Source organism: Flavobacterium sp. ENC, assembly GCF_020991415.1.
Classification (GTDB): Bacteria; Bacteroidota; Bacteroidia; order Flavobacteriales; family Flavobacteriaceae; genus Flavobacterium.
Genome location: NZ_JAJMOY010000020.1, coordinates 1 through 3107, shown reverse-complemented (window position 1 = coordinate 3107; position 3107 = coordinate 1). Strand labels below are relative to the sequence as shown.

At 35.3% G+C, this 3107-nt stretch carries 4 protein-coding genes; 2 read left to right on the top strand and 2 right to left on the bottom strand.

The annotated features are described in order from the left end of the window. Window positions 1-306 (bottom strand): hypothetical protein (locus LPB89_RS21845; protein ID WP_230703726.1); only part of this gene is annotated, 306 nt, incomplete at its 3' end. Window positions 307-833: 527 nt separating this feature from the next. Between LPB89_RS21845 and LPB89_RS21840 the strand changes: the two genes are divergently transcribed. Further along, window positions 834-1739: a hypothetical protein gene (locus tag LPB89_RS21840; protein WP_230703725.1), complete on the top strand. Its 906-nt coding sequence runs from the start codon at window positions 834-836 to the stop codon at window positions 1737-1739. 51 nt (window positions 1740-1790) lie between these two features. Here LPB89_RS21840 and LPB89_RS21835 read toward each other — a convergent pair whose 3' ends face one another. Next, complete coding sequence (locus LPB89_RS21835) at window positions 1791-2393, bottom strand: NUDIX hydrolase (protein WP_230703724.1); 603 nt, start codon at window positions 2391-2393, stop codon at window positions 1791-1793. 7 nt (window positions 2394-2400) lie between these two features. Here LPB89_RS21835 and pyrE point away from each other — a divergent pair, with 7 nt between their 5' ends. Further along, a complete protein-coding gene (gene pyrE / locus LPB89_RS21830; RefSeq protein ID WP_230703723.1) occupies window positions 2401-3051 on the top strand; it encodes an orotate phosphoribosyltransferase in 651 nt (216 codons plus the stop codon). Window positions 3052-3107: the final 56 nt, after the last annotated feature.

Below are 3107 nucleotides of genomic sequence, written 5' to 3'. Positions count from 1 at the left end.
GAGGTATAAGCGCTGTTGCCAGATTTCTGACTGGTTTGTTTTTAATTCTTTTATCGGGATCACAATCGTTTCAGTCCCGTCTTCAGCTTGTTTCACGATCGCCCCAGGCCAATCGTAAATGAGATTCTGGAGGTACACATAATTATCGCCCTTTCCTTCATACTCTTTAAACCATTCTTTGGCAGCCTGGACTTTTGTCCCCTCTGGAACTCCTCTTACTTCGTCCTCCTGCTGACAGCCTGTAAAAAAAACAGCAATCAACACAGCAGTAATTATAGCTGCTGCTCTCTTAAAATTTTCTTTCATCGTGTAACTCTTTAGATTATTATTTTGATTTTCTTATAAAAACACATTTTAAACTGCTGCAGCTAAGGCTAAAAGGTGTTCTTTTTATAAAGTAAAACAATAATTTTTGTAGTCCGGCAAACCGATTTATAACTGTGGGGTTTTAATTGATATTCGTAGTTAAATGATATGATTCAGCCAAAATCCGGATGGGATTTCAATGAAAAAACTGTAAGACTTTTTGCTACTGTATTTTTTCAGATTTAAATCAATCACTAATATTGAAAGCCTAACCAGCACAAAAAACTAAAGTCTGAAAACAAAATTCCTACTCAAAGTGCCGCTCCGCGTGAGGGATAGAAGCACGCTACCGTAGTAGCGCGGATAGCCCGACAGCATTTAAAAAAAGGCCTCATAAACGCAAAGTTGGTCAGGCCTTTTTTTAAATGGTGGCACGCCCGGATAACCAACAATTTCATTTTTAACATTTTAATACGCAACTATTCTCAGCATATGCTACTAGAGAATATAACTTAAAACAAAATGAAATGAAAAAGCTCATCGCATTATTTACTGTACTTGCAATTGTTTCCTGCTCTAATGAAGAAATTACGGACCCAGAAATTAAAACCAATCTTAGTTCTATCAGATTTAATGATTATTATAAAAATTCACTGATTTACTCTCAGGATATGCAATTTGAAAATGAGAAGCTTACAACGGTTAAAAGCTCTGATGGTAAACATAGTAACTACGCTTATAACAATCAGAATCTGGTTTCGAAAATAATTGACTACAATGCTTCGGAGGAAATTTTAGTAACAACCACTTTCCTGTACAGTGATGCCGGAAAAATAACCGAAATAAAACAATTGTCAGGTCCGGCAAATGATGAAATCGTGAATGCCAAATTTGTTTTTACACATCTTGCAGGCAAAATAGTTTTGACAAAAACCAGCGAAAATAATCCGGCAGAATCGTTGGAGATTTCGCTTAATTCGAATAATGAAATAGAAAAACGAACGATCTTTTCAGGAGCTTATTTTTACAAATATGATTTCGCAAACGGCAATTTAGAAAAGTTTTCTCAAGTTGGGGACAACGGAAGTTTAAGCGAACGTTTTATGAGTTATAAGTACACTAACCTCAAAAATAATTACAGTTACAAAAAACTGCTGTTTGGCGAAGAATGGAAACTTAACAGCTTTTTAAACAGTTTCTTAAATTTTAATTACTCCTTAATGATTGACCTTTCTGAAAACTTAATTTCGGAATACAGTGACACTTTCGTTTATCAAAGTTCAAATTACAGTGTTGTTTACACCACAAAAGCAGATTACACTTTTGACAATAAGGAAAGAATGACAAAAATGACGGAGAACTTTAGTACTAACAATGGCGGAAAAATAGCAAACGATTATAAATCTGAGTTTATTTTTAGCTATAAAGAATAAAACTATGTTCTGAAAATGGATCTAAATCGCAATGTACTATTGCGATTTTTTTTATTGATATTGATTTTCTTCTGCAAATAATAATTTAATATTCTCATAAGAATTTTTAAGTGCTTCTTTGATTTGCTCCGGGTTGAGCCAGGCTACTTTTTCAATGCCTTCTTCGATCTGGCCTTGCGGAGTTCCTTCAAAATCGGAGTTCATTTCGAACCAGTGTGTGATTTTGAGTTTGTATTTTCCGTTGCGTTTAAAAACATGATACGTCTTTTGAAGTTTATCGGTAATACTTAATTTTCCAACACCGGTTTCTTCTTCAACTTCGCGCATGGCGGTGTCTTCAATTTCTTCGCCTTTTTCGATTCCACCCTTCGGTAAATCCCATTTTCCGTTTCTGAAAATAAATAAAACCTCACCTTTTTTATTGTAAACCAATCCTCCTCCGGCTTTCGTTACAGGAATTTTAGCCTTGAGCGTTTTCATTATTTCCTTTTCATCAGGATGGTAGAGGTACGCTTTTTGAATTTTATTTTGAAATATTTTCACTATAAGCTGCTCAATATCAATACTCTCTAACAGGAATAATTGAAAATTAGTCTCTCTGGAGATTTCATTTGTCAAAAAAAGTGGTTTGTCGTTCACAAAAACTTTATACATTTGTACTATGATTTTTAATAAAGATACTGCCGAAAAAACAGCCGAATTGCTTTTGCAAATAAATGCAATTAAATTGAATCCAGAAAATCCTTTTACATGGGCTTCTGGCTGGAAATCTCCTATTTATTGCGATAATAGGTTAATTCTTTCATTTCCAACGATCAGAAATTATGTTCGTGATGAGTTTGCAAAGAATATTGAGAAACAATTTGGGAAACCGGATGTGATTGCAGGTGTTGCAACCGGAGCGATAGGAATTGGTATTTTGGTGGCCGAGAGCCTCGGACTGCCTTTTGTATATGTACGTCCTGAAGCCAAAAAACACGGAAGACAAAACCAGGTGGAAGGCTTTTTGCAAAAAGGCCAGAATGTTGTTGTGGTAGAAGATTTAATCAGCACCGGAAACAGCAGTCTGATGGCTGTGGAAGCTTTACGCAATGAAGGAGCTAACATTAAAGGAATGGCAGCGATTTTTACGTACGGTTTTAATGTGGCAGAAGAGAACTTCAAAAAGGCCAATATTGATTTGTTTACCTTAAGCAATTACGAGAACCTTTTGGATTTAGCGGTTCAGAAACAATACATTACCGAAGACCAGCAATCGACCTTACAGGAATGGAACGGAAGTCCGTCGACCTGGGGACAGGAAGAGGAGTAATTTTAGATTTTAGATTTTAGATTTTAGATTTTAGATTTTAGATTTTAGATTTTAGA

Bases quoted from the DNA above. Each gene is read 5' to 3' on its own strand.
- LPB89_RS21840 (WP_230703725.1), top strand. From the start codon at position 834: ATGAAAAAGCTCATCGCATTATTTACTGTACTTGCAATTGTTTCCTGC.
- LPB89_RS21835 (WP_230703724.1), bottom strand. From the start codon at position 2,393: ATGTATAAAGTTTTTGTGAACGACAAACCACTTTTTTTGACAAATGAA.
- pyrE (WP_230703723.1), top strand. From the start codon at position 2,401: ATGATTTTTAATAAAGATACTGCCGAAAAAACAGCCGAATTGCTTTTG.